The 20,427-nt window shown below is 70.0% G+C and carries 19 protein-coding genes and 1 tRNA gene; 9 read left to right on the top strand and 11 right to left on the bottom strand.

Annotated elements, in window-relative coordinates; all coding sequences use genetic code 11:
* Window positions 1-55: 55 nt before the first annotated feature.
* From ACLVWQ_RS10230 to nth, 3 genes are all read right to left on the bottom strand, one after another.
* On the bottom strand, window positions 56-1,255 hold the full coding sequence (locus tag ACLVWQ_RS10230) for a MarP family serine protease (RefSeq protein ID WP_414108000.1): 1,200 nt from the start codon (window positions 1,253-1,255) through the stop codon (window positions 56-58).
* A gap of 120 nt (window positions 1,256-1,375) precedes the next feature.
* Window positions 1,376-2,125, bottom strand: a complete 750-nt coding sequence (locus tag ACLVWQ_RS10235; protein WP_414108101.1) for an NUDIX hydrolase — start codon at window positions 2,123-2,125, stop codon at window positions 1,376-1,378.
* 130 nt (window positions 2,126-2,255) lie between these two features.
* Window positions 2,256-3,392, bottom strand: coding sequence for an endonuclease III (gene nth, locus ACLVWQ_RS10240; protein WP_414108102.1), 1,137 nt, complete (start codon window positions 3,390-3,392; stop codon window positions 2,256-2,258).
* A gap of 389 nt (window positions 3,393-3,781) precedes the next feature.
* On the opposite strand from nth, the gene ACLVWQ_RS10245 reads away from it, so the two are divergent.
* Together ACLVWQ_RS10245 and ACLVWQ_RS10250 are read left to right on the top strand one after the other, a co-directional pair.
* The gene (locus tag ACLVWQ_RS10245; RefSeq protein ID WP_055515728.1) at window positions 3,782-4,456 is read left to right on the top strand and encodes a Crp/Fnr family transcriptional regulator; all 675 of its coding nucleotides are present in this window, start codon (window positions 3,782-3,784) and stop codon (window positions 4,454-4,456) included.
* Between the two features lie 197 nt (window positions 4,457-4,653).
* Window positions 4,654-5,502, top strand: a complete 849-nt coding sequence (locus tag ACLVWQ_RS10250; RefSeq protein WP_414108002.1) for a nucleotidyltransferase domain-containing protein — start codon at window positions 4,654-4,656, stop codon at window positions 5,500-5,502.
* 51 nt (window positions 5,503-5,553) lie between these two features.
* On the opposite strand, the gene ACLVWQ_RS10255 is transcribed toward ACLVWQ_RS10250, so the two are convergent.
* The 4 genes from ACLVWQ_RS10255 to ACLVWQ_RS10270 form a co-directional block, all read right to left on the bottom strand.
* Window positions 5,554-6,393, bottom strand: a complete 840-nt coding sequence (locus ACLVWQ_RS10255) for an MBL fold metallo-hydrolase (RefSeq protein WP_414108003.1) — start codon at window positions 6,391-6,393, stop codon at window positions 5,554-5,556.
* Window positions 6,390-7,397 carry an NUDIX hydrolase gene (locus tag ACLVWQ_RS10260; RefSeq protein ID WP_414108005.1) on the bottom strand — a complete coding sequence of 336 codons (1,008 nt, stop codon included), beginning with the start codon at window positions 7,395-7,397 and terminating at the stop codon, window positions 6,390-6,392. Before ACLVWQ_RS10260 ends, ACLVWQ_RS10255 begins: the two co-directional genes overlap by 4 nt.
* An 87-nt stretch (window positions 7,398-7,484) precedes the next feature.
* Window positions 7,485-7,952, bottom strand: coding sequence for a RidA family protein (locus tag ACLVWQ_RS10265; protein WP_414108006.1), 468 nt, complete (start codon window positions 7,950-7,952; stop codon window positions 7,485-7,487).
* The gene (locus tag ACLVWQ_RS10270; protein WP_356054600.1) at window positions 7,949-8,110 is read right to left on the bottom strand and encodes a DUF4177 domain-containing protein; all 162 of its coding nucleotides are present in this window, start codon (window positions 8,108-8,110) and stop codon (window positions 7,949-7,951) included. The genes ACLVWQ_RS10265 and ACLVWQ_RS10270 overlap by 4 nt, the downstream gene beginning before the upstream one ends.
* 196 nt (window positions 8,111-8,306) lie before the next feature.
* On the opposite strand from ACLVWQ_RS10270, the gene ACLVWQ_RS10275 reads away from it, so the two are divergent.
* Both ACLVWQ_RS10275 and ACLVWQ_RS10280 read left to right on the top strand, forming a co-directional pair.
* Window positions 8,307-9,284: an ArsA family ATPase gene (locus ACLVWQ_RS10275; RefSeq protein WP_414108008.1), complete on the top strand. Its 978-nt coding sequence runs from the start codon at window positions 8,307-8,309 to the stop codon at window positions 9,282-9,284.
* Entirely contained in the window at window positions 9,281-10,711 is a 1,431-nt protein-coding gene (locus ACLVWQ_RS10280) for an ArsA family ATPase (RefSeq protein WP_414108009.1), read from the top strand. Before ACLVWQ_RS10275 ends, ACLVWQ_RS10280 begins: the two co-directional genes overlap by 4 nt.
* Before the next feature lie 292 nt (window positions 10,712-11,003).
* Here ACLVWQ_RS10280 and wblA read toward each other — a convergent pair whose 3' ends face one another.
* Complete coding sequence (gene wblA / locus ACLVWQ_RS10285; RefSeq protein ID WP_055515737.1) at window positions 11,004-11,342, bottom strand: transcriptional regulator WblA; 339 nt, start codon at window positions 11,340-11,342, stop codon at window positions 11,004-11,006.
* 407 nt (window positions 11,343-11,749) lie between these two features.
* Here wblA and ACLVWQ_RS10290 point away from each other — a divergent pair, with 407 nt between their 5' ends.
* Window positions 11,750-14,050: a transglycosylase domain-containing protein gene (locus ACLVWQ_RS10290; RefSeq protein ID WP_414108010.1), complete on the top strand. Its 2,301-nt coding sequence runs from the start codon at window positions 11,750-11,752 to the stop codon at window positions 14,048-14,050.
* 247 nt (window positions 14,051-14,297) lie between these two features.
* On the opposite strand, the gene ACLVWQ_RS10295 is transcribed toward ACLVWQ_RS10290, so the two are convergent.
* On the bottom strand, window positions 14,298-14,762 hold the full coding sequence (locus ACLVWQ_RS10295; RefSeq protein WP_414108012.1) for a GatB/YqeY domain-containing protein: 465 nt from the start codon (window positions 14,760-14,762) through the stop codon (window positions 14,298-14,300).
* A 141-nt stretch (window positions 14,763-14,903) separates the two neighbouring features.
* Between ACLVWQ_RS10295 and ACLVWQ_RS10300 the strand changes: the two genes are divergently transcribed.
* The 4 genes from ACLVWQ_RS10300 to ACLVWQ_RS10315 all read left to right on the top strand — a co-directional run bounded on the left by ACLVWQ_RS10300 (window position 14,904) and on the right by ACLVWQ_RS10315 (window position 18,421).
* Window positions 14,904-15,842 (top strand): metallophosphoesterase, encoded by a 939-nt coding sequence (locus ACLVWQ_RS10300; protein WP_414108013.1) that lies wholly within the window; start codon window positions 14,904-14,906, stop codon window positions 15,840-15,842.
* 151 nt (window positions 15,843-15,993) lie between these two features.
* Window positions 15,994-16,794, top strand: a complete 801-nt coding sequence (locus ACLVWQ_RS10305; RefSeq protein ID WP_414108014.1) for a Pr6Pr family membrane protein — start codon at window positions 15,994-15,996, stop codon at window positions 16,792-16,794.
* A 50-nt stretch (window positions 16,795-16,844) separates the two neighbouring features.
* Window positions 16,845-16,918 (top strand) — tRNA-Pro (locus ACLVWQ_RS10310).
* 210 nt (window positions 16,919-17,128) lie between these two features.
* Entirely contained in the window at window positions 17,129-18,421 is a 1,293-nt protein-coding gene (locus tag ACLVWQ_RS10315; protein ID WP_079185256.1) for an HNH endonuclease, read from the top strand.
* A gap of 26 nt (window positions 18,422-18,447) precedes the next feature.
* On the opposite strand, the gene ACLVWQ_RS10320 is transcribed toward ACLVWQ_RS10315, so the two are convergent.
* Window positions 18,448-19,953, bottom strand: coding sequence for a LacI family DNA-binding transcriptional regulator (locus ACLVWQ_RS10320; protein WP_414108016.1), 1,506 nt, complete (start codon window positions 19,951-19,953; stop codon window positions 18,448-18,450).
* Between the two features lie 32 nt (window positions 19,954-19,985).
* Window positions 19,986-20,360 (bottom strand): helix-turn-helix domain-containing protein, encoded by a 375-nt coding sequence (locus ACLVWQ_RS10325; RefSeq protein ID WP_414108017.1) that lies wholly within the window; start codon window positions 20,358-20,360, stop codon window positions 19,986-19,988.
* Window positions 20,361-20,427 lie beyond the last annotated feature (67 nt).

The raw sequence follows: 20,427 nt of genomic DNA on the forward strand, positions 1-20,427 counted from the left end.
TCGGCCACCCGCCCGACCTTCACCCGCGGACCCGGGCCGATCCGGACGAAACGCCCTAGAGAGCGCAGCTGTCGCTCTCCACCTGCTGGTTCGCGGTGCGGCCCTTGACGATGTCGTCCTGGATCTCGCCCACGGTGAGCGCGTAACCGGTCTCGGCGTCGTCGAGGGACTTCGCGAACACCACTCCGTACACCCGGCCGTCCGGGGTGAGCAGCGGGCCGCCGGAGTTTCCTTGGCGCACGATCGCGCGGAGCGAGTACACCTGCCGCTTCACGGTGCCCCGGTGGTAGATGTCCGGGCCGTTGGCGGTGATGGCGCCGCGCACCCGCGCCGCGTTGACCGTGTACGAGCCGTTCTCCGGGAAGCCCGCGACGATCGCGCCGTCGTCCCTGACCGCCTCCCGGGTGTCGAACTGCAGAACGGGCGCCCGCAGTTCGGGTACGTCGAGTACGGCGATGTCGCGCTCCCAGTCGTAGAGGACGACCTTCGCCGCGTACCGCTTCCCCTCGCCGCCTATCTGGACGTACGGCTCGTCCACGCCGCCCACCACATGGGCGTTGGTCATCACACGGCGCTGGCCGAAGACGAAGCCGGTGCCTTCGAGGACCTTTCCGCAGCTCTGGGCGGTGCCGGTGACCTTGACGATGGAGCGCTGGGAGCGGGAGGCGACCGGGCTCGTCGCGAGGGCCGGGTCGGGGGGATCCACGTCTTCGATCTTCTCGTCCGCGAAGGGGCTGAAGACCGGCGGGAAGCCGTTCTGCGCGAGGACCGAGGAGAAGCCGGCGAACCAGATGTCCGCCTGTGCGGGCAGCACCCGTGCCACCCCGAGCAGCACCCTGGAGTCGCGGACCTCCTTGCCGAGCGTGGGCAGCGTCGTACCGGCCAGGGCCGAGCCGATCAGCCAGGCGACGAGGAGCATCGCCACGACGTTGACGAGGGCGCCGCCCGTGGCGTCCAGGGCGCGGGCCGGGGACCAGGTGATGTACCGGCGGAGCTTGTTCCCGAGATGGGTGGTGAGCGCCTGGCCTACCGAGGCGCAGACGATGACCACGACCACGGCGACGACGGCGGCGGTCGTACTCACCTCGGCGTCGTCCGTCACCACGCCCCAGACGACCGGAAGGAGGTAGACAGCGACGAGGCCACCACCCAGGAAACCGATCACCGACAGGATGCCGACGACGAACCCCTGGCGGTAGCCGACGATCGCGAACCACACGGCGGCGACCAGCAACAGGATGTCCAGCACGTTCACTGCTTCAAGCCTCGCCTCATCACTTCGCGGTAGCCACGTCCTGGCCGGGGAGCCGGCCCGCCGCGCAGCGGCAGGGGGACACGGAGCCTCCCGGAAAGACACAGCACAGACGCCACCCTGTCATGCACGCCAGTCGAGCGGGACCTGCTTGTCGCGGTCCCAAGGTCGCTCCCAGTCGGCGTAGTGCAGCAGGCGGTCGATGATTCCGGCCGTGAAGCCCCACACCAGGGCGGATTCGACCAGGAATGCCGGACCTCGGTGGCCTCTGGGGTGGACCGCGGTCGCCCGGTTGGCCGGATCCGTGAGATCCGCCACGGGGACGGTGAAGACCCTCGCGGTCTCGTTCGGATCGACCGCGTCGACCGGTGACGGCTCGCGCCACCAGCCGAGAACCGGGGTGACCACGAAGCCGCTCACCGGGATGTAGAGCTTCGGGAGCACACCGAAGAGCTGGACGCCCCGGGGATCGAGCCCGGTCTCCTCCTCGGCCTCGCGGAGAGCGGCGCGCAGCGGCCCGTCGGCCGTCGGGTCGCCGTCCTCGGGGTCGAGGGCGCCACCGGGGAAGGACGGCTGTCCCGCGTGCGATCTGAGCGAGGTGGCGCGCTCCATGAGCAGCAGCTCGGGGCCGCGCGCGCCCTCGCCGAAGAGGATCAGTACGGCCGACTGCCGTCCCGCGCCGTCCTCCGGCGGCAGGAAGCGGCTCAACTGGAGCGGCTGGACCGTCTCGACGGCGTGCACCACCGGATCCAGCCAGCCCGGCAGCCCGGCCTTGGTCACGGCCGGATCGCCGCCCCGTATGTCCTGGGCGCGGCCGCTCGTCGTGTCCTGGGCGCGATCACCCGTCGCGTCCTGTGTGCGGCCGTCCGGCATGCCGTGCGTGTCGCCGCTCGGCATGTCGTGCGTGTGGTGCATGTCCTGCGTGTCGTGCGTACGGCTCGCGCGCGTCATCGCCACCCCCGTTCTGCTGCTGTCAACGCCCGCGACGCCGCAGATCGTTCCGTCATTCGGTGCCCTGAACGGGTGAGCCGGCCCCGGTGGCCCCGAGCGGCGGGGCGGGGATGCCGCCCGCGTCCAGATAGGACTGCGGAGGGTTGAGGCGCTGGCCCGGGAAGCCGCCCTTCTCGTACTTCAGGAGCTTCTTCGCCTTCTCCGGGTCGGTCTCGCCCTCCCCGTACGCCGGGCAGAGCGGGGCGATGGGGCAGGCGCCGCAGGCGGGTTTGCGGGCGTGGCAGATACGGCGGCCGTGGAAGATCACGTGGTGCGACAGCATCGTCCAGTCGCTCTTCGGGAAGAGCGCGCCGACGGCCGCCTCGATCTTGTCCGGCTCTTTCTCGGCGGTCCACTGCCAGCGTCGTACGAGTCGCTGGAAGTGGGTGTCCACGGTGATGCCGGGGCGGCCGAAGGCGTTCCCGAGGACGACGAAGGCGGTCTTGCGGCCGACGCCGGGCAGCTTGACGAGGTCTTCGAGACGGCCGGGCACCTCGCCGCCGAAGTCGTCCCGCAGAGCCTTGGAGAGGCCCATCACCGACTTGGTCTTGGCCCGGAAGAAACCGGTGGGCCGGAGGATCTCCTCGACCTCTTCCGGGTTCGCCTCCGCCAGGTCATCGGGCGTGGGGTACTTCGCGAAGAGCGCCGGTGTCGTCTGGTTCACCCTCAGGTCGGTGGTCTGCGCCGACAGGACGGTGGCGACCACCAGCTGGAACGGGTTCTCGAAGTCCAACTCCGGGTGGGCGTACGGATACACCTCGGCGAGTTCGCGGTTGACGCGGCGGGCCCGCCGGACGAGAGCGGTGTGCGACTCGTTCCGAGGGGGTGCCGCGGGGGCGACTCGGACAGGGGCCGCTTCGGCAGGCACGGCCTTCTTCACGGCCGCCTTGACCGGCGCCTTGACCGGCGCTTTCACGGGCGCCTTCGCAGGCGTGCGGCCGGCCGCGACGGCTCCGGCCGCAGGAGTCTTCTTGACGGCCTTCTTCACGGCCTTCTTGACGGGTTTCTCAGCGGTCTTCTCAGCGGTCTTCTTGGCTGCCTTCTTGGCGGTCGCCCCGGCCGGTGCGCTCTTGCGCGCGCTCTCCTTGGCGGTCCGCTTCGCGGCGGCGGCCTTCTTGGCGACCGCAGCCTTCTTCGCGGCCGCGGCCATCTCCGAGGCAGCGACCCCCGCGGCCTTGCCGGCAGCTCCCGCCGAACTCCTCACCGGACCCGAGCCTGCCTCTTTTGTCGTTTTCTTCGCTCCACCAGAGCCTTGTTCGCCCACAGCGGAATCGCGACGTACATCCACCCGCCCAGCCCCCTTGGCCTGTGCTCTCACCGGCGATTTGGACACCCGACCAGCGTAGAGCCCACCGCCGACATCTACCCCGGCCACCATAGATCGGCCCCCAATTGGCCCCCTGCCGCACTGTCGGACACGCCGGTACGGCAGACTTGTGACTGATCACACTGTTTGGACCGTCCAGCAAAACGGGGAACACGGACCCCTGGTACACCGGGGAGAAAGACCCCCTGAGCAGGTCGACAAGGAGAGAACTCGTGGACGACGTTCTGCGGCGCGCCCCGCTCTTCGCGGCGCTCGATGACGAGCAGGCCGCGGAGCTCCGCGCCTCCATGAGTGAGGTGACCCTCGCACGCGGTGACGCCCTCTTTCACGAAGGGGACCCCGGAGACCGCCTGTACGTGGTCACCGAGGGCAAGGTGAAGCTCCACCGCACATCACCCGACGGCCGCGAGAACATGCTGGCGGTCCTCGGCCCCGGCGAGCTCATCGGCGAGCTGTCGCTGTTCGACCCCGGCCCGCGGACGGCGACCGCCTCCGCGCTGACCGAGGTGAAGCTGCTCGGCCTCGGCCACGGCGACCTCCAGCCCTGGCTGAACGTACGGCCCGAGGTGGCCGCCGCGCTGCTGCGCGCCGTCGCCCGACGGCTGCGCAAGACCAACGACCAGATGTCCGACCTGGTCTTCTCCGACGTGCCGGGCCGGGTCGCCCGCGCGCTCCTGGACCTCTCGCGCCGGTTCGGCGTGCAGTCCGAGGAGGGCATCCACGTCGTGCACGACCTGACACAGGAGGAGCTGGCCCAGCTGGTCGGCGCCTCCCGCGAGACGGTCAACAAGGCGCTCGCGGACTTCGCGGGCCGCGGATGGCTCCGCCTGGAGGCCCGCGCGGTGATCCTGCTGGACGTGGAGCGCCTCGCGAAGCGCTCGCGCTAGCCGTCGCGCTGTAGCTGTGCGGCTTGTGCCGCCGTGCACAGCCGTGCAGCCGCTGTAGCTGTAGCTGAGGGGGTCCCGCCGTGGTGGGGCCCCCTCAGTCGTGCGCTTCGGCATCGTGTCAACGGCCTCGTGTCGCCGCGCCGTGTTCCGCCGGAAAAGGCATGACCGTGCGGCCCTGTCCGGGCACAGTGGTCCCCATGCCGAACAAAGGCCTCGACGCCCTGGGGTACATCGAGCGCGAAGGTTCCCCCGGGCGGGTCCCGCGGGTGTTCCGGCCCGTCGTGGCCGCGGCCCGTGACCGGGTGCTGGACGTCTTCGGGGCGCGGCTGCACAGCGCGTACCTGTACGGGTCGATTCCGCGCGGCACCGCGCGCGTGGGCCGCTCCGACCTCGATCTGCTGCTCGTCCTGCGCGAGGAGCCCACGGACGCGGACCGGGCGGACGCGCGCACCCTCGACGAGGCGCTCGACAAGGAGTTCGCCCAGATCGACGGGGCCGGGACCCTGCTGGCCGGCCGGGCACAGGTGCTGAGCGAGCTGGAGCGGCACGATCTCGGGTGGTTCGTCGCGTGCCTCTGCACGCCCCTGCTCGGCGAGGACCTCGCCGAGGAACTGCCGCGCTACCGGCCCGACACGCTCCTCGCCCGCGAGACGAACGGCGACCTCGCGCTGCTCCTGCCGCGCTGGCGCGAGCGGATCGCCGCGGCGGAGTCAGAGGCGGAGGCAGAGGCCGGGGCCGGGGCAGAGGCGGAAGCCGCTGAGAGGGCCGGACGGCCCCTGGTGCGCTACATGGCCCGTCACCTCGTCCGGACGGCCTTCACGCTCGTCATGCCCCGCTGGGAGGGCTGGACGAGCGATCTGACGGAGATGGCCGAGGTGTTCGGCGCGTACTACCCGGAGCGGGCCGCCCAGCTTCGGGAGGCGGCGGTCCTCGGGTACGAGCCGAACGGCGACCCCGCCGTCCTGCGGTCCTACGTCGACGACCTCGGGCCGTGGCTCGCCGAGGAGTACGCGCGCGTGCACGGCGTCAAGAGACCGCGTCCCTAGGAGAGACGGCGGCCCCTGCCGGTCGCTCCCCGGGAACCGGCCGGCTCGGGCTCAGTCCCGGCCGATGAGCCCGTGCTCGCGGAGGTAGTCCAGCTGCGCCCGTACCGACAGCTCCGCCGCCGGCCACAGGGAGCGGTCGACGTCCGCGTAGACGTGCGCGACGACCTGGGACGGTTCCGAGTAGCCGTCCTCGACGGCCGTCTCGACCTGGGCGAGGCGGTGGGCACGGTGCGCGAGGTAGAACTCGACGGCTCCCTGGGCGTCCTCCAGAACGGGCCCGTGGCCCGGCAGGACCGTGTGGACGCCGTCGTCGACCGTCAGGGACCTGAGCCGCCGCAGGGAGTCCAGGTAGTCGCCGAGCCGCCCGTCGGGGTGCGCGACGACCGTGGTGCCCCGGCCCAGGATCGTGTCGCCGGTCAGTACGGCCAGGTCCGCGGGCAGATGGAAGCAGAGCGAGTCGGCGGTGTGGCCGGGCGTCGGTACGACCCGCAGTTCCAGGCCGCCCGTCGTGATGACGTTCCCGGCGGCCAGGCCCTCGTCGCCGAGCCGCAGCGCCGGGTCGAGCGCCCGCACCTTCGTGCCCGTCAGCTGCGCGAACCACGCGGCGCCCTCGGCGTGGTCCGGGTGCCCGTGCGTCAGAAGGGTCAGCGCGACCCGCTTGCCCGTCTTCTCGACGGTGTCGACGACGTTCCGCAGGTGTACGTCGTCCAGGGGGCCCGGATCGATCACCACCGCCAGTTCGGAGTCGGGCTCGGCCACGATCCAGGTGTTCGTGCCGTCCAGGGTCATCGCGGACGCGTTCGGCGCCAGGACGTTGACGGCGCGCGCGGTGGCGGGGCCGGAGAGCACCCCGCCGCGCGGCTGGCCGGGGAGTGCTGCGGCGTCGGTCATGCGGAGGCTCCACCGGTCGGCTGGTTCGGGACGTGCCGGTCCAGGATCTGCTCGGGCTGGTCCGGTGTCTGCTCGTTCGGGATCGGTTTCTGCTCGTTCGGGGTCTGCTCGTTCGGGATGTGTTTGGTGAACTCGTCGTGGCCCGGCCAGCTGAGCACCAGCTCGCCGTCCTCCAGCCTGGCCTGCGCCAGCACGGGTGTCATGTCCCGCTCGGGCGCCGCCGCGAGCGCCCCGGCGGCGGTCCCGTACGCGCCGATCTGGCGCAGGGTCGCGATGGTGGGCGGCATCATCAGGAGTTCGCCCTTGCCGTAGCCGTCCAACGCGTCCGCGGGGTGGATCCAGACGGTGCGGTCCGCCTCCGTGGAGGCGTTGCGGGTGCGCTGGCCCTCGGGGAGGACGGCCACGAAGAACCAGGTGTCGTAGCGGCGCGGCTCGAACTCCGGGGTGATCCATCGCGTCCAGGCGCCCAGGAGGTCGGAGCGCAGAACGAGCCCCCGGCGGTCGAGGAACTCCGCGAAGGAGAGATCACGGGCGACCAGGGCCGCCCGGTCGCTCTCCCAGTCGTCCCCGGTGGTGTCGCCGACCACGGTGTCCGGGGCCGGACCCGCGAGCAGGACGCCCGCCTCCTCGTACGTCTCGCGGACCGCCGCGCAGACGATCGCCTGGGCGGAGGTCTCGTCGACGCCGAGCCGGGACGCCCACCACGCGCGCGTGGGGCCCGCCCAGCGGACGTGACGGTCGTCGTCCCGCGGGTCCACACCGCCGCCCGGGTACGCGTACGCGCCTCCGGCGAAGGCCATGGAGGCGCGTCTGCGCAGCATGTGCACGGCGGGCGCGCCAGCGGACGTGGACGCGGACGCCGAGGCGGAGACGGGGGCGGAACCGGTGTCCTTGAGCAGCATGACGGTGGCCGCCCGTCTGGGGGGCACCGGTGTCAGCGTGCCGTCCGCGAGCGCGCGGATCCTCTCGGGCCACTCCGGGGGGTACCACTGACCGTTCGCCATGGGCGGAGGCTATCCCGGAGTGCGCTGATGTTCGAGAGGCAACAATCGGTCCCTCCGGAGTGCCCCGCTCGCGCGACGCAGGCGGGCCTACGCCTCCGTCAGCTCCACCTGGATCTCGACCTCCACGGGTGCGTCGAGCGGCAGCACCGCCACGCCGACCGCGCTGCGCGCGTGCACCCCCTTGTCGCCGAGGACCTCGCCGAGCAGCTCGCTGGCGCCGTTCAGGACGGCGGGCTGACCGGTGAAGTCGGCGGCCGAGGCGACGAAGCCGACGACCTTCACCACGCGCGCGACGCGGTCGAGGTCACCCACGACCGACTTGACCGCCGCGAGGGCGTTCAGCGCGCAGGTGCGGGCCAGGTCCTTGGCCTCCTCCGGGGTGACCTCCGCGCCGACCTTGCCGGTCAGCGGAAGCTTGCCGTCCACCATCGGGAGCTGGCCGGCCGTGTACACGTACACGCCCGACCGCACCGCGGGCTGGTACGCGGCGAGCGGCGGCACGACGTCCGGCAGGGTCAGCCCCAGTTCCGCGAGCCTCGCCTCCACAGCACTCACGCGGTCTTCTCCCGCTTCAGGTAGGCGACGAGCTGCTCGGGGTTGTTCGGCCCGGGTACGACCTGGACGAGCTCCCAGCCGTCCTCGCCCCAGGTGTCCAGGATCTGCTTCGTGGCGTGGACGAGCAGCGGCACAGTCGAGTATTCCCACTTGGTCATGGGGCGACTGTATCCGTTGGCGCGGCACGCCCTCGGCGCAGCGGGTGCACAGCGGCGATGACTGGGCGAGGGGGTCCCTGGGCACCCGTATCCGGAACAGGGCCGACGGGTTCCCTGGTCCGGGGCCGGTGGCCGGGGCGGGGGCAACCCCACCCACGGCCGCCGCACCGTCCAGTGAGGAATTAGGCTCGAAGACGTGAGCAGGCTTCAGGTCGTCAGTGGCAAGGGCGGTACCGGAAAGACCACGGTCGCCGCAGCACTCGCGCTCGCCCTCGCGACGGAGGGCAAGCGCACCCTTCTGGTCGAGGTCGAGGGCAGACAGGGCATCGCGCAGGTCTTCGAGACCCAGGCTCTGCCCTATGAGGAGCGGAAGATCGCCGTCGCTCCCGGTGGCGGGGAGGTGTACGCCCTCGCCATCGACCCCGAGCTGGCCCTTCTGGACTACCTCCAGATGTTCTACAAGCTCGGCGGTGCCGGCCGCGCCCTGAAGAAACTGGGCGCCATCGACTTCGCGACCACGATCGCGCCCGGCCTCAGGGACGTACTCCTCACGGGGAAGGCCTGCGAGGCCGTACGCCGCAAGGACAAGCGGGGGCGTTACGCGTACGACTACGTCGTGATGGACGCGCCGCCGACCGGGCGGATCACCCGGTTCCTCAATGTGAACGACGAGGTGGCGGGGCTCGCCAAGATCGGTCCGATACACAATCAGGCGCAGGCCGTCATGCGGGTGCTCAAGTCGCCCGAGACCGCCGTGCACCTGGTGACGCTCCTCGAGGAGATGCCCGTCCAGGAGACCGCCGACGGCATCGCGGAGCTGCGGGCCGCGCGGCTGCCCGTGGGGCGGACCATCGTGAACATGGTGCGGCCCGCGATCCTCGACGAGGCCGACCTGGAGCTCACGCGCGCGGCGCCGCGTGCGGCGATCGCCAAGTCGCTGTCGGCCGCGGGGCTCGGTGGCGCGCGGCGCGGCGGGGTCGCCGAGCGGCTGGTGGAACCCCTCCTCGACCAGGCCGCCGAGTACGCCGAGCGGTACGCGCTGGAGCGCGAGCAGCGGGCGGTCCTCCAGGACCTGGGGCTTCCGCTGCACGAACTCCCGTTGCTCGCCGAGGGAATGGACCTCGCGGGCCTGTACGGACTCGCCAAGGAACTGCGTCAGCAAGGGATCTCATGAGCCAGGACCCGGCCCGCGCACACGACCCGGCCCACGTTTCCGACCCTGCCCACGTCTCCGACCCCTCCCGTGCGATCGGCTCCGCGGCCGACCTCGGCGTCGACGCGCTGATCGACGACCTCGGGACCCGCATCGTGGTCTGCTGCGGTTCGGGCGGTGTCGGGAAGACCACGACCGCGGCGGCGCTGGGGCTGCGGGCCGCCGAGCGCGGCCGCAAGGTGGTCGTCCTCACCATCGACCCGGCGCGCAGGCTCGCCCAGTCGATGGGCATCGACGCGCTCGACAACACACCGCGCCGGGTGAAGGGCGTCGACGACTCCGCGGGCGGCGACCTGCACGCGATGATGCTCGACATGAAGCGCACCTTCGACGAGATCGTCGAGGCGCACGCGGACCGCGAACGGGCGGCCACGATCCTCAACAACCCCTTCTACCAGTCGCTCTCCGCGGGCTTCGCCGGCACGCAGGAGTACATGGCGATGGAGAAGCTGGGGCAGCTGCGGGCGCGCGACGAGTGGGACCTCATCGTCGTCGACACGCCGCCCTCGCGCTCGGCCCTCGACTTCCTGGACGCCCCGACGCGCCTGGGGTCGTTCCTCGACGGCAAGCTGATCCGGCTGCTGACCGCGCCGGCGAAGCTGGGCGGCCGGGCCGGGATGAAGTTCCTGAACGTCGGGATGTCGATGATGACCGGCACCCTCGGCAAGCTGCTGGGCGGCCAGCTCCTCAAGGACGTACAGACGTTCGTGTCCGCCATGGACACCACCTTCGGCGGCTTCCGTACCCGCGCGGACGCCACGTACAAGCTGCTCCAGGCACCCGGTACGGCGTTCCTCGTGGTGGCGGCCCCGGAACGGGACGCGCTGCGCGAGGCCGCGTACTTCGTGGAGCGGCTGGCCGCCGAGGACATGCCGCTCGCCGGTCTCGTGCTGAACCGGGTCCATGGCAGCGGCGCCACCCGGCTGTCGGCCGAGCGCGCGCTCACCGCCGCGGAAAATCTTGACGAGGCCCGCATTGTGGATCAGGTGGGCGGGAAAGCTGGACTTCGTAACTCTCCCGACACGTACGGCAGTTCAGAACCACCCGCTACCCGGACCACCGCGCCCACCCGGACCAGCGCTCCCGAGACTCCCGCATCCGACGCAGGCTCCCCCGCCGCGGACCGGACCAGCACCGAAGGAGCCGGGACGGACGATCGCACCGCCGCCCACGCCGACCACCGCACCGTCGAACAACTCACCGCGGGCTTGCTGAGGTTGCACGCCGAGCGTATGCAACTGCTCTCCCGCGAGCAGCGCACACGTGACCGTTTCGCCGCGCTCCACCCCGAGGTGGCGGTGGCCGAAGTGGCCGCGCTGCCCGGCGATGTGCACGACCTCGCGGGCCTCCGTGACATCGGGGACCGCCTCGCGGCCGGACCTTCTTGAGCAGCCCGCTCAAGCGGCCCACCTGAGCAGCCGACACCGACACATACCGACGCATACGAACACGAGCGAACACAGGCGGACGCATACGGAACCACGGTGACTCCGCAGAGCCACTGTGGCTCTGGGGAACCACGGTGAGTCCGGGCGTGTGCGGTGCGTGCGAGAGCGTCCGGTGCGTTGCGTTGCGTTGCGCGAAAGCCCGGTGCCCGATCGGCCGGCTCAGTCCGCGACTCAGCCCACGCTTCGGCTCAGCCCACGGCTGCTTCGACTCGACCACGACTTCGGCTTCGACTCATCCCACCGCTGCGTAGTTCTCGTACACCTCTTCCTCGTCGAGAGGCAGGATCCCGGCCCCTCGCTCGTACTCGGTACGCGCGGTTTCGAGCAGCCTGCGCCAAGAGGTGACGGTTGGCCGCCTGCGCAGCAGTGCGCGGCGCTCCCGCTCCGTCATGCCTCCCCACACGCCGAACTCGACGCGGTTGTCCAGCGCGTCGGCCAGGCACTCCGTGCGCACCGGGCATCCGGTGCACACCGCCTTGGCCCTGTTCTGCGCTGCTCCTTGAACGAACAGTTCATCCGGATCGGTAGTGCGGCAGGCCGCCTGCGCACTCCAGTCGGTTACCCAGCCCATACCGGCGCCGTCCTCTCCCGAATCGAGGCTCCCCCACGGCGGCAGCGGCATATTCACCGCCGCCAGTTGAGGACGTTACGGAAGGTGGGCACAGTCAACCAGCCCCTTCGGGCCCAATCTTGAATGGCCCGAATGGACTATGGGTACGCGACAGATCACCCAACGGAGTGACCCGACGACATACGTGACTTTCCCGGCGAAGCGGGGCAGTTGAGTAACGTCACAACGGACGCCAGGTGACACATGAGGCGGATTCGGGCACGCCCTCAACAAAAAAGTCGAGTGGGGTCGAGACGATTCGGGGTCGCCGGACGTATTGATACGTGGCCCTACTGCTGTGACAGTTGAGAGCAGCTTAGGCCAATGCCTATACGCGTGTCCGGCGAATGAGAACGTAGGCTGCCCTCATGCCAAACAAGCGCTCGGGCGGTGGTCTGTCTCCCACGCAGCAGGCCGCCAAGTTCCTCGGTGTCAGTGTGCTCGCGGGGGCCGTCATGGCCGGTATCGCGGTGCCGGCGTTCGGTGCGCTCGGTCTCGCGGCCAAGGGTTCGGTCGAGGGGTTCGACGAGATCCCGGCCAACCTGAAGCGGCCGCCGCTGAGCCAGCGCACCACGATCCTGGACAACCAGGGCGGCCAGATCGCCACGGTCTACTCACGTGACCGCACCGTGGTCGACCTCAAGGACATCTCGCCGTACATGCAGAAGGCGATCGTCGCGATCGAGGACGACCGGTTCTACGAGCACGGCGCGGTCGACCTCAAGGGTGTCCTGCGCGCCCTCAACAAGAACGCGCAGAGCGGCGGTGTCTCGGAGGGCGCCTCGACGCTCACGCAGCAGTACGTGAAGAACGTCTTCGTGGAGGAGGCCGGCAACGACCCGACCAAGGTCGCCCAGGCCACCCAGCAGACGCTCGGCCGGAAGGTCCGCGAGCTGAAGTTCGCGATCCAGGTCGAGGAGGAGCTGGGCAAGAAGAAGATCCTGGAGAACTATCTCAACATCACGTTCTTCGGCCAGCAGGCCTACGGCGTCGAGGCGGCGGCCCAGCGCTACTTCTCCAAGCACGCCAAGGACCTGGAGGTCCAGGAGGCCGCGCTGCTCGCCGGCATCGTCCAGTCGCCGAGCCGGTACGACCCGGTCAACGACGAGGCCGAGGCCACGAAGCGGCGCAACATCGTGCTGCAGCGGATGGCCGAGGTGCACGACATCTCGCAGGCGGAGGCCGCCGCGGCCAAGAAGAAGCCGCTCGGCCTGAAGGTCAGCAAGCCGAACAACGGCTGCATCACGGCCGTCAAGGACGCCAGCTTCTTCTGCGACTACGTGCGTGAGGTGTTCCTGACCGACCCGGTCTTCGGCAAGACCCAGAAGGCGCGGGCCAAGGTCTGGAACCAGGGCGGCCTGACGATCCGTACGACGCTCGACCCGCAGGCACAGGCCTCGGTCCAGACGTCGCTCAAGGACCACGTCAACAAGTCGGACAAGGTCGCGGCGGCGTCGACGCTCGTCGAGCCCGGCTCCGGCAAGATCCTGGCGATGGGCCAGTCGAAGCCGTACGGCTACGGGAAGAACGAGACCGAGATCAACTACTCGGTGGACCACAAGATGGGCGGCTCGAACTTCGGCTTCCCGACCGGTTCGACGTTCAAGCCCTTCCTCGCCGCGGCGGCCCTGGAGCAGGGCAAGCCGCCCACGCAGGTCTACCCCGCGCCGTACGAGATGCCGTACCCCGAATCCGTACAGGCGTGCGACGGCAAGACCTGGCACAACAGCGAGAACGCGAAGGTCGAGAACGAGGACGAGAAGGAAGTCGGCCCGTACCCGCTCAAGAAGGCCATGGCGCTTTCGGTCAACACCTACTTCGTGCAGATGCTCGAAGACACCGGGATGTGCCCGGTCGCGGAGATCACCGACAAGCTGGGCGTCGTCCAGGGCAACGGCACCAAGCTCCCGCAGGTGCCCTCGTCGCTCACCCTGGGCTCCACCGGCCTCTCCCCGCTGACCATGGCGAGCGCGTACGCGGCCTTCGCCAACCGGGGTACGTACTGCACGCCGATCGCGATCGAGTCGATCAGCCAGCAGCTCGGCGGTGAGAAGAAGTCGCTGGGCGTTCCGAAGTCGTCGTGCTCACGCGCGATGTCGGAGACCACCGCGGACACGATCAACACGCTGCTCAGCGGTGTGGTCGACTCCGGTACGGGTCAGGAGGCCGGCCTCACCGACCGCGCCAACGCGGGTAAGACCGGTACCACGGACTTCCGCAAGAACGCCTGGTTCGTGGGCTACACGCCGAACCTGTCCGGCGCGGTCTGGGTCGGCAGCGCCACCCAGAAGGTCAAGATGGTGAACATCACCATCGGCGGGACATGGCACGAGAAGGTCTTCGGCGGCGCGGTACCGGGTCCGATCTGGAAGGACGCCATGACTGGCGCCCTGTCGGGCAAGGACTCCCCGGACTTCAACCTCGTCGACATCCCCGACGAGAAGAAGGACCGCGACAAGGGCCGCGACGACGACCACAACGGCGACGACCGCGGTAACGGGAACGGGGAGAACCGGGGAAATGACAATGGGGGCGGGAACAACGGCGGCCCCGGTCAGCCCGACATCCCTGCCCCGACCTTCTCGATCCCCGACGACTGGACGATCGGCGGGAACAACGGCAACAACGGCGGCGGGAACGGGAACGGTGGCGGCGGCAACTGGCCGTAGACCGCCCGTCTGACGTGCGCTTGACGCGTCGCGTGTACGCCGATGGGGGCGCCCCTTGATGCAGGGGGCGCCCCCATCGGCGTACGGCTGACTGGCTAGCTGGCTGACTACGGCGGTTGACCGCGGCGGCGGCCGGTCGCAGCGCTTGTGCGGCTCTCGGCGCGGGGTCTCTGTGCCGGTCTCCGCGCGGGCCTCCGTACAGGCCTTCCCTACGGGTCTCCTTAAGGGCCTCCGTACGGGTCTCGGGTCAGCCCGCGAGGAGCTTCTTGACCGCTGCGGCCACGCGACCGCCGTCGGCCAGGCCGGCCACCTTCGGGTTCACGATCTTCATGACCTGGCCCATGGCACGGGGGCCCTCCGCGCCGGCCGCCCTCGCCTCCTCGACCGCCTGCGCGACGATCTGCTGGAGCTCGTCGTCGGAGAGCTGCTTGGGCAGGTACTCGGCGAGGACCACGCCCTCCGCCTTCTCCCGCTCGGCCGACTCCGCCCGGCCGCCCTGCGCGAAGGCGTCAGCCGCCTCGCGGCGCTTCTTCGCCTCCTTGGCGATCACCTTCTGGACCTCGTCGTCGGAGAGCTCGCGCTTCTGCGTCCCCGCGACCTCCTCCTTCTGGATCGCGGCGATGGTCAGCCGGAGCGTCGAGGAGCGGAGCTCGTCGCGCTCCTTGATAGCGGCGTTGAGGTCTGCCTGCAGCTTCGACTTGAGCGTGGTCATGGGGTGATTGTCGCAGGTGTGATGCCACGGACGCTTATGGATTTCGGCAGGGGGATCCCACCTGGGCTCCCGTGGGATCCCGTGAGCCCCCGGGGGGATCCCGCGAGGCTCGGGACGGCCGGGGTCTGACACGATGGGCGTATGCGCGCGCGATACGGAGTACCTCTGGGAATCGCGGCGGCTGGCGCCGCCGGTCTGCTCTACTCGGCGGGGTTCGAAGCCCGCTCCTTCCGGTTGCGGCGGGTGACGGTCCCGGTGCTGCCTCCCGGGATGCGACCGCTGCGCGTGCTCCAGGTCTCCGACATCCACATGGTGAGCGGCCAGCGCAAGAAGCAGCGCTGGCTGCGCTCGCTGGCCGGACTGCGCCCCGACTTCGTCGTCAACACCGGGGACAACCTCTCCGACCCGGAGGGCGTACCGGAGGTCATGGACGCCCTCGGCCCGCTGATGGAGTTCCCCGGTGCGTACGTCTTCGGCTCGAACGACTACTACGGGCCCACGCTGCGCAACCCCGCCCGCTACCTGTTCGAGAAGACGCAGGGCAGGCACGGGCTGAACGGCAACGCGCCGGCCGTGGACGTGGCCCACAACCCGTGGGAGGCGCTGCGCGACGGCTTCGACGCGGCGGGCTGGCTGAACCTGACGAACATCCGGGGCACGCTGAAGATCGACGGGTTCGAGATCGAGCTGACCGGGCTCGACGACCCGCACATCAAGCGTGACCGGTACGCGCGCGTGGCCGGCGGTCCGTCCGACGCGGCCGACCTCTCGATGGGCATCGTGCACGCGCCGTACCTGCGGGCGCTGGACGCGTTCACTGCGGACGGCTACCCGCTCGTCCTGGCCGGCCACACCCACGGCGGACAGCTGTGCATCCCCTTCTACGGGGCTCTGGTCACCAACTGCGACCTGGACACCAAGCGTGTGAAGGGCCTGTCCACGTACACGGAGGCGGAGTCCGAGCGGACGGCGTACCTGCATGTGTCGGCGGGCTGCGGCACAAGCAGGTACACGCCGGTACGGTTCGCGTGCCCGCCGGAGGCGACACTGCTGACGCTCACGGGACGGGCCCCGGCTTAGCCCCACCGTTCCGCCCCCACCGTTCCGTCGGCTGCTCCTACTCGGGTGCTCCCGCATGGGCGCTCCTGTAGGGGCGCCCTCGGGAGGACGCGACCCCTCGTCCGGTTCAACCCGCCTCGCCCCTTTCGGGGTGGCTGCTTAGCGTGAGGGCATGACCGCCCCCATACCCGCGGACATCCCGGACATACCCAGGATCCCCGGCATCGCCGCGAGCACCGCCGCCGCCACCGCCTCCGTCGTGCCCGCGTACGCGGTGGTCCCGCGGGTACGCCGTCCCCGGGTCGCGGTGTTCCGCCTCGCCGTCGCACTGACGGCGGCCGCGGGCGTGACACTGGCCCTGCTCCTGGGCAACAGCCCGACGCGAGCACTGAGCCACTTCACGGTCCAGAGCGGCATCCTGGTGACCGCCGTGTTCACGGTCACGGCCTGGCGGGCGTGGGCGGCCCGGCACCCACTGCCGCCGTCCGTCACCGCGTGCACGCTGCTGTACGTGGTCGGCTCGGCCCTGGTCCACCACCTGGCCCCGGCGGACAACGCGACGATGTTCGCCACACCGGCCGCCACCGGAACCCTCACCGCCCAACTGCTGCACACGGTGATCCCCGTCGCGGTCGCGCTGGACTGGCTCCTGCTGACGCGCCCGGGCCCACTGCGCCTGCACAGCGCGGCCGCCTGGATGATTTTGCCGGTGGCGTATCTGGCCTTCACGGTGGCGAGGGGCGCGCTGACGGCACCGGGATCGCCGGGCACACCGGCCCGCCCCCCGTACCCCTTCCTGGACGTGTCCCGGCACGGCTGGGTCGAGGTCCTGGGCAACGTCGCGATCCTCGGCCTCGCCTGCTACGCCCTGGCCGTCCTGATCATCACCCTGGACCACATCAGACCGGGCCCACGCCGCCCCCGCCCCCCGGAAAACCGGATTTCGTCTCCGGCCACCGGTGGGCTAAAGTAAACGACGTCGCCACGGCACAACCACGAGAGTGGCCCACCGTTCAGCGACATCGGGGTGTAGCGCAGCTTGGCAGCGCGCTTCGTTCGGGACGAAGAGGTCGTGGGTTCAAATCCCGCCACCCCGACAGCTGAAACACCAGGTCAGGGGCCTGATCCACTTAGTGGATCAGGCCCCTGACTCGTTCCTGGAGATCGTTTGGGAGAAAACTGGGAGAAGATCTTGGTCGGCTTCTCCCAGCGGCCGATCGCCCGGCAAGGGAGGCACGCCTCCCACGTGTCCGCTCGCACCTGCGCGGTCGCGAACTTCAGTCGACCACTCGACCTGAGGACAGCCTGTGGACTACAGCCTCAGCAGCACCGACGACGCCGACAACAGCGCCTCTGAACGAGCGGGTCGCCCGTGCTCGGTCTGCGGCACGGTGATGGAATATTGGCGCCCGCGCAGCCAGAAGTACTGCTCCGATCCTTGCCGTAACTCGGCTGCCAAGAGGCAGCGGGTCGAACGCCCGAAGGACGCGCCGAAGGTGCGGCGCCCGATGCAGACGCTCACACCGGGGACGCCTCCGGTGCCCGACCCCGCCAGGACCCGCAAGGTTCCTGGTGATCCTTACTGGAACCCCATCCTCGCGGCTGCGGAACGTGCCACGGGCGGCGAACCTTGCCGGATCTGCGGAGTGCCCGTGCCAAAGAGCGCGCACTGGGAGCACCGCGATCGGCACGTCTGCTCGGGTCGGTGCAACACCACTCTCAAGCGGCGCACGAGGACGCGGATCGCGAAGGGTGAGATCGACTTGGCCGCCATACCTGATCGAGGTGACCGATCCTCCGCCGATGCCGACCAGCGTGTCCGGTTCGCGGCTGCACGGGAACCGCAGGTCTTCGGCACCAGGGCGGCCGACGACGACTTCCCCTACGCGTTCTACGGGCTGAGCCCCATCGAAGGCGATGTCATCGAGCGGCACGACTCCGTCACGGCGTACGCCACCGCAACGTCCCTGGGCGCTGACGAGATCGTCGCGCTGGTCCGGGCAAACTCCGAACCCCACGCAGAGCCGATGGTCGCGATCCACCAGCAGACCGGCGCGCTTCTGGCCTACACGGACCGCATCCTGTGGTGGACCAAGGTGCCCGGCCAAGAACACCCCCTCGTCCAGCAGACTTCGTTCGAGGGAGACGACGGCCGGCAGTGGCACTGGCAGAACGAGATCTTCCGTGACGTGGACGAAGGCGGGAAGACCTACGACTGGGAAGCCTGGGTCTGCGTCACCGAACCGACACCCACCCTCTGGACTCCGGCATATGCCGCCCGCTCGGAAAAGCAGCGGCGCTCCACCCGGGCCCGCAACAGCTACCAGGCCCGCATGCGCGGCTATGGCACTCTCAACGCAGGCGCTGATCAGGTGGACCCGGTCGACATCTACGATCGCGATCAATGGGTATGCAAGCTGTGCCACCGCGCCATGAACCCTTTCGCTGAGTGGCCCGACCCGTGGTCCGCCACCCTCGACCACATCCAGCCGGTCGCGGAGAGCGGCGCGCACACAGCCGAGAACCTGCAGGCAGCCCACTGGATCTGCAACATCCGCAAGGGAGACACCTGGGGACCTGGCGAGGCCCAGCCCTCCTAGGGAGGGCTGGGCCTGCCTCTGCCTCCTCAGCCGCCACCCTGCAGGAGCCGGTCCAGCGCAGATACCGGGGAACGCGGGTGCAGAGCACACCTGGCGGCGAGTGCCGCCTCCCACTGCTCGGTGAGGCCGAGCATGAGGCGTCGGCGCATTCCAGGCGTGACGTGGGCGTAGCGCGCGGAGACCGAGCCGTCGATGTGGCCCATGCGCTCGTCCATGAGGACCTTCTCCGTGCCGAGGTCCTCCATCATCGTCCTGTGCGTGTGGCGCAGGCCGTGCGGCGTGAGGCCCTTCGCGATCGGTAGCCAGCAGGCGTCAGCCCGAGCGGCTGCCCCTCGGCCTCGGGCTGGGATGCCGGGCCACGGGTCGCCGAGGATCGGCACCGGGCGGGCCTCCTGGGGCGCCTTCTTCGGGTACCAGCCGGAGGACGCCGGGGTGAAAAGCCAGGTGGCGAAGCCGTTTCGGCGCCAGTGAGCAGCATGCGCAGACGTAGCACCGCCACGTACGAACCCGAGCTCTGCGATGGCGAGCTCGACTCGTATGCGGGTCTCCTCGCGTACACGGTCGGGATGGTTGAGGACGTTCGAGACCGTGCCTGTGGAGACTTCGGCACGGCGGGCGACATCGACGAGCTTCGCGCCCTGGTGTCCGCCGGTACGCGCCACACCCTGGCCCCGGAAGACGTACGTCCTGCCGTGGCAGGGGCAGGGCATCGGCTTCGTGCGGGCAATGTGGTTGAAGACCAGGGCCGACAGCCAGTCCGCCGAGTCGATGACGCGGTAGCTGTCGTCCTTGGGCGGGCAGCGCACCAGCTCTCCGGTGTCGAGTTCGTACAGCTGCCACTCGACCCGGAAGGCATTGGGCCGCACGAACTCCGTTTCCAGGCCGACGATTTCGCCCCAGCGCTTGCCGGTGTAGCCCTTGAGGACCGTAGCGACGAACTCGTCGTCGCGGCCGGACAGTAGGGCGGCCCGCTCTGCGGTGAGCAGGATGCCGAGTGCGTCGGTGACGACCTTCTCCGGGCCGCGGTCACGGGAACGGCCGGCTCGCTTGCCTCGCCCGCGCCGACGGGCCGCCGGGTTGGACGTGAGCAGACCCTCGTCGATCGCGTCCTCGAAGATCAGGTGGAGTGTCGAGCGCCAGGTCTTGACGCTGGAGGCCGCGTACTCGGCCCGCTCCTTCTTCTCCCATGCGTCGACGTCCGTGCGCAGGATGCCCGCGAGTGCCTTGTCCTCGAAGTCGGGGAGCAGGTGCTCCTCGATGTGGCGCTTGTAGTTCTGCATGGTCGAGGCGGCCAGGTCCTGGCGGGCGTACCAGCGGTTGGCGTATGCGCCGAAGGTCTCGTGGCCAAGGCCCGGGTCGCGCCACTCACCGCGCCGAACGGTCACCTCTTCCGCGTCTGCAGCCTGCTTGGCCTCGCGCTTGGTGGCGAACTTGACCACGACGCCCGTGGAATCGGCGACGGTGCCGTACTTGCCGTCCTCGATCTTGTAGCGGCCGCGCCAGTAGCCGCCACGCTTTTCTGCGTAACCCACAGATTTCCCTCCCTTCTGCTGTGTGGGGTGCGTTAAGCCGCGGTCCCGTACTGGGGCTTGGTCGTCCGGCGTGGCGGCCGGGCCTTGAGGCGGACAGTGGGCACGGTCGTATCGGGCTGCTGCCGAGCGCGAGGCTTCCGGGGCGGCGCAGGGGTACCAGAACGCTGCGGAGTCTGGACCGGGCGCTCTTCGTGCATGCGGATGATCTCCGCGAGGTGGTCGTCCGAGAAGCGGTACGCGCGGCCGACGCGGGTGAACGGGATGAGTCGCCGACGAGCACGGTCTTTGACCCACCAGGCGGAGCAGCCGAGTACGGCGGCGACCTCCTCGGGGGCATAGAGGCACGGCAGGGCGGCCTCGGCATGCGAAGTCAGTGCGGAGGCAGGGGCTATCGCGGGTTGGCGCAAGGGATGGGTCCTCTTCTGGCGGGTATGGGGCGCGGCAACGCCGACCCGCCGGTCGATCGCTAGGGAT

This window comes from Streptomyces sp. CWNU-52B (assembly GCF_047444975.1).
Lineage (GTDB): Bacteria > Actinomycetota > Actinomycetes > Streptomycetales > Streptomycetaceae > Streptomyces.